This window comes from Neobacillus drentensis (assembly GCF_036966985.1).
Taxonomy (GTDB): Bacteria; Bacillota; Bacilli; order Bacillales; family Cytobacillaceae; genus Neobacillus; species Neobacillus drentensis_E.
Genome location: NZ_JBALSN010000241.1, coordinates 15,901 through 21,570, shown reverse-complemented (window position 1 = coordinate 21,570; position 5,670 = coordinate 15,901). Strand labels below are relative to the sequence as shown.

General features: G+C 43.2%; 5 protein-coding genes and 2 pseudogenes. All 7 read right to left on the bottom strand.

Features of this window, described 5'->3' with window-relative positions; genetic code table 11:
• Window positions 1-418 (bottom strand): annotated as a pseudogene (locus tag V7659_RS16335) (NADH-quinone oxidoreductase subunit C); the annotation flags it as partial.
• 3 nt (window positions 419-421) lie between these two features.
• Window positions 422-934, bottom strand: a complete 513-nt coding sequence (locus V7659_RS16330) for a NuoB/complex I 20 kDa subunit family protein (RefSeq protein ID WP_026568237.1) — start codon at window positions 932-934, stop codon at window positions 422-424.
• Window positions 925-1,299 (bottom strand): NADH-quinone oxidoreductase subunit A, encoded by a 375-nt coding sequence (locus V7659_RS16325; RefSeq protein ID WP_283876716.1) that lies wholly within the window; start codon window positions 1,297-1,299, stop codon window positions 925-927. The genes V7659_RS16330 and V7659_RS16325 overlap by 10 nt, the downstream gene beginning before the upstream one ends.
• A gap of 837 nt (window positions 1,300-2,136) precedes the next feature.
• Window positions 2,137-2,541: a F0F1 ATP synthase subunit epsilon gene (locus V7659_RS16320; protein ID WP_335540889.1), complete on the bottom strand. Its 405-nt coding sequence runs from the start codon at window positions 2,539-2,541 to the stop codon at window positions 2,137-2,139.
• A 21-nt stretch (window positions 2,542-2,562) separates the two neighbouring features.
• Window positions 2,563-3,984 (bottom strand): F0F1 ATP synthase subunit beta, encoded by a 1,422-nt coding sequence (atpD, locus tag V7659_RS16315; RefSeq protein ID WP_335540888.1) that lies wholly within the window; start codon window positions 3,982-3,984, stop codon window positions 2,563-2,565.
• Between the two features lie 196 nt (window positions 3,985-4,180).
• Window positions 4,181-5,038 (bottom strand): ATP synthase F1 subunit gamma, encoded by an 858-nt coding sequence (atpG, locus tag V7659_RS16310; RefSeq protein WP_335540887.1) that lies wholly within the window; start codon window positions 5,036-5,038, stop codon window positions 4,181-4,183.
• A 102-nt stretch (window positions 5,039-5,140) separates the two neighbouring features.
• Window positions 5,141-5,670 (bottom strand): annotated as a pseudogene (locus V7659_RS16305) (F0F1 ATP synthase subunit alpha); the annotation flags it as partial.

The following is a 5,670-nucleotide window of genomic DNA, read 5'->3' as shown; positions in this document are numbered from 1 at the left end:
ATGCAGATGACCTCGCGAAGAAAAAGGCGGCGGCTGCTGCCTTCGCTTTGGCCACCGCCGCCGCCTTTTTCTTCGCGAGGTCATCTGCATCGTTTGCTGCCGGTACAGAGGGTTCTGCTGGCGCGGTTTCTTCCACTGGTGCTGAAGATCCGCCTTGTTCCATCGCCGCTCGTTTCGCTGCAGCTGCTGCCTTCGCCTTCGCGACTGCCTCAGCCTTTCTTTTCGCTAGATCATCTGCATCATTTGCTGGTGTTGGTGCTGGCGCTTCGGCTTTAACTGGCTCAGCTGGCTTCTCTTCTTGCTTCGGAGCTGGTGCCGCTTCCCCTGCAGCCTTTGCAGCTCGTTTCGCCGCCGCCGCGGCCTTCGCCTTCGCAACTGCTTCCTTCTTCAACTGTTCAAGATCTTTTTCCCCACTCATTGGTTAGATCACCTTCTTCCCAGTCTTCGCCTCATAGCGAATCTTTTCCTTTAATTTATTGATTCCATAAATTAAAGCGGCTGGGTTTGGAGGGCATCCTGGTATGTATACATCGACGGGGACGATTTGATCGACTCCCTTAACAACTGAATAAGATTTCACATACGGCCCACCTGCTGTCGCACAAGAACCCATCGCAATGACCCATTTTGGTTCGGGCATTTGGTCATATAATCTTCGTAAAATTGGTGCCATCTTCTTCGTCACGGTGCCAGACACAATCATACAATCCGACTGACGCGGTGACGTCCGGAAAAACGAACCCGAACGGTCCAAATCATAATTCGCTCCGCCCACACCCATCATTTCAATCGCACAACAAGCCAGACCAAATGTCACTGGGTAGATCGAACTGCTCCGAGCCCAAGCTTTAATTTGCTCTAGCGTAGTCATAAATACATTTCGCTGTAACTCTGCCATTTCTTGTTGTGAAAGGCCATCTAGTTTTAATTCCATCGTAGCACCTTCTTTTTCCAGGCATACACAAGGCCAATTAATAACATAATAACAAAAATCAACATCTCAATTAGCGCAAAAATCCCTAACTTATCATAGGCAACAGCCCATGGATATAAAAACACGGTTTCTACATCAAAAATAACAAACATTAGGGCAAAAATATAATAGCGGACATTGAACTGTACACGGGAATCGTGAAATGGATCAATACCGCTCTCATATGTGGTATACTTCGCCTCGCTCGGTTTATGCGGACGCAGAAGCTTACCTAAATATAACGCCACCACAGGCAGCAGCACCCCAAGACATAGAAATGCAAAAACAATCAGATAATTATTCTGATATACATTTAGAAGTTCCATGTCCATCCCCTCCAATGTTGTAAATTTTCATACTAGTGAATATTGTAACCGAATTCATTATAGCATTGTTACAAACCCATGTCGACAAGCCATATTCATAAAAATTGGAATTCTAACCGCCGCGAAATTCCCGGTTGAAAGGCTCTTGAGGGCTCGCTATCAAAAGAGACTTTCAATCGGGAATTTTGCAATAACGGAAGATGACAAGCCTAATAGAGGTTCCCTGTCAAATACCTAATAAGTTCGACAACAACCTTTATTTAACAACAAAATGTGAACAATGTCAGTGAGATTTGTCATAAAACGTTCATCCAATATCTCTTTTTCAGACTTACCCTTATATTCTTCTAAAAAAGCAATTTATCTAGAACAAGTAACATGTCCTTCTATAATCATATTCATCTAATAACAAATCATGCAGATATTCCATTATTGAGCACAAATCCAACAGAAAAATCCTGTCGATGGAGTGATTTATATATCTTATATTCTAATTTCCGGGAAATAACCTTTTAAATTACCTATTTTTATAAAAAACAAGACCCTCAAATCAAAATTTTGACCGCCCCGTTAGATATATCGGCCACTTTCCCAACTTTATCTGCCACTTATAAAATTTATCTGCCACTTTACAATTATATCGGCCGCTTTTCATTTTTTTCTTCCACTTTCCCCCATTTATCGGCCACTTCCACTAAACACACTATCCATCTAACCATATTGCCAGCCAAAGGAGGACTAGCCAAAATAACCTTCCACAACAACATCCACAAAAAACCCCTCCAGCAACAATTTTCGAAAAAATTGCCGCCAAAGGGGTTAGTTATATCTATAATATTATCTTCTTTCCGATACGGCGAGGCGATTGATGGCACGCTGTAAAGCAAGCTCCGCACGTCTGAAATCAGTATGCTCAGAATGCTGATCTCTCATGCGCTGTTCTGCACGTTCCTTCGCTTTTACGGCACGTTCCACATCAATTTCAGAAGCAAGTTCCGCTGATTGAGCTAAAATCGTCACTTGATCAGGACGGACCTCTAAAAATCCACCACTAACCGCAACATAATCCGTTTTACCGCCTTTTTTAAGACGAACAGAAGTAATTTCCAGCGGGGCAACTAAAGGCATGTGACCAGGAGAAATCCCTAGGTCACCACTTGTTGCCTTGGTACTAACCATTTCTACATCTGATTCATACACCGGGCCATCGGGAGTAACAATACTGACTTTAATCGTCTTCATTTTTTACCCTCCAGGCTCAGTTTAGACCTCAACGCCCATGCGTTTTGCATTCTCAAGTACATCTTCAATACGTCCAACCAAACGGAACGCATCTTCTGGAAGGTGGTCATACTTACCTTCAAGAATCTCTTTGAATCCACGAACTGTTTCTTTAACAGGTACATAAGAACCTGGCTGGCCAGTAAACTGCTCAGCAACGTGGAAGTTTTGAGATAAGAATACTTGGATACGACGCGCACGTTGTACCGTTAACTTATCATCATCACTTAGTTCATCCATACCAAGGATCGCGATGATATCTTGTAACTCTTTATAACGTTGTAATGTTGATTGAACTTGGCGAGCTACATTGTAGTGCTCTTCGCCAACAATATCAGGTGACAATGCACGAGATGTTGAAGCCAAAGGATCCACCGCTGGGTAAATACCCATCTCAGAAAGCTTACGCTCAAGGTTTGTTGTTGCATCTAAGTGAGCGAATGTTGTAGCTGGAGCCGGATCCGTATAGTCATCGGCAGGTACATAAATCGCTTGAATCGATGTAACTGATCCTAAGTTTGTAGATGTAATACGTTCTTGTAATTTACCCATCTCAGTTGCAAGAGTTGGCTGGTAACCTACCGCTGATGGCATACGGCCAAGTAGCGCGGAAACCTCAGAACCTGCTTGCGTGAAACGGAAGATGTTATCCATGAAGAACAACACGTCTTGTCCTTGCTCATCACGGAAATACTCAGACATTGTCAAACCAGTTAAAGCAACACGCATACGTGCGCCAGGCGGCTCGTTCATTTGTCCAAATACCATCGCAGTTTTCTTGATAACACCAGAATCCGTCATTTCGTGGTAAAGGTCATTACCTTCACGTGTACGCTCACCAACACCAGCGAATACGGAAATACCACCGTGCTCTTGTGCGATGTTGTTGATTAATTCCTGGATTAATACCGTTTTACCTACACCGGCACCACCGAATAGACCGATCTTACCACCCTTAATATAAGGAGCAAGTAAGTCTACTACTTTAATACCAGTTTCAAGAATTTCTACCTGAGTAGAAAGATTTTCAAATGTTGGTGCTTCACGGTGAATTGAATCACGGCGCTCGCTTGCTGGAATCGCTGGATCAAGGTCAATTGTTTCTCCTAATACGTTAAATACACGACCAAGAGTAACATCACCAACTGGTACAGAAATCGGTGCACCAGTATCTTCAACTTCTATTCCACGAGTTAAACCGTCAGTTGTTGACATCGCAATCGTACGAACTGTATCATCACCTAAATGAAGAGCTACTTCAAGGGTAATGTTGATATCAACTTCGGAAGCATTACTCGCTTTACTTGAAATTCTCAACGCATTATAAATCGCAGGCAGATGACCGCTTTCGAACTTAACGTCAACTACCGGACCCATAATCTGAAGAACGCGTCCTTTGCTCATCGTTTTCCCTCCTAACTTACTCTTTCGCGAAAAACCACCCAAAAGCATTTTTGAAAATGAACTCAGTATGGTCACGCGCATTGTTCTATGCTGAACAAAATGAGTCGGGAACGGTATAATCGTTCCCTGCTCAAATCTAAATGGTTATACTGGTGTCAGGCACCAGATTAGAATTATTTTAAAGAAACTACATTTCCTACTCTAACGCTGCGGCACCGCCGACGATTTCGGTGATTTCTTGTGTAATCGATGCTTGACGTGCACGGTTGAAGACTAGTGTGTAGTGATTGATTAGTTCTTTTGCATTATCTGTTGCATTTCTCATTGCTGTCATCCGAGCGGCATGCTCACTCGCTTTGCTGTCTAGGAGAGCGCCAAAAATTAAGCTCTCAGCATATTGAGGCAGGAGAACTTCTAAAATTTCTTCTGCAGATGGCTCAAATGTATAGGAAATGACCTTTTCAGAAGTGCTTAAATCCGTTAGAGGGAGCAGCTTCTTCTCAAGTACTTCCTGTGAAATGGCACTTAGATAATGGCTGTAATAGATATATAGTTCATCGAATGTGCCATCGGCAAACATTCCAACGGTTGCACGGGTAATGTCTTGAATGTCAGCAAAGTTCGGCTGTGCCGGAATCCCGATTGTTTCTAGGACCACATTCATGCCGCGCTTGACAAAAAAGTCACGTGCTACACGTCCGATTGCAATAATCGCGAATTCATCATTCGATTTATGACGCTCTTTAATTGTTTGACTCACGCGACGCAGCACGTTGCTGTTAAATGCACCAGCAAGTCCTGAGTCAGAAGTCATTACAACATAACCAGTTTTCTTAACGGGTCGACTTGTCAGCATGGGATGATTTACTCCGCCTGATCCAATTGCAATCGATGCCGTTACTTCCTGGATTTTTTCCATATAAGGAACAAATGCTTTTGCATTCACGACAGCGCGATTCCATTTCGCAGCAGAGGTCATTTCCATTGCTTTCGTTATTTGACTCGTCTTTTTCGTTGAATTAATACGAGTTTTTATCTCACGTAATGAAGCCATAGGTTCTCACCACCCTTTTTCAAAGAATGTCTGGTTGGGCGCGCGGCATCAAGTGAAGTTTTCACACAGTGCCGTTCACCTCACCGTTCTAAATGTCAGACCCTATTGTTCGGAAACTGCAAACGTCTTTTTAAAGGCGTTGATTGCAGAAGCCATATCGTCATCAGAAGGAAGGTCCTTCGTTTTTGTAATATGGTCTAACAACTCTTTGCGGTTGTGGTCTAACCAATTAAGGTATTCTGATTCAAAACGACGTACGTCCTCTAATGGAATATCATCAAGGAAGCCGCGTGTTAATGCGTAAAGAATCGCAACTTGCTTTTCAACTGAAAGCGGCTTGTGCAGGTCTTGTTTTTAAGAACTTCAACCGTACGCGCCCCACGATTCAATTTCGCTTGAGTTGCTTTATCTAAGTCTGATCCAAACTGCGCGAATGCTTCTAATTCACGGTATGATGCAAGGTCAAGACGTAAAGTACCAGATACCTTTTTCATCGCCTTGATTTGTGCAGATCCACCTACACGTGATACGGAAAGACCAGCGTTGATCGCCGGACGTACACCGGAGAAGAATAAGTCAGATTGTAAGAAAATTTGTCCATCAGTAATCGAAATAACGTTTGTTGGGATATA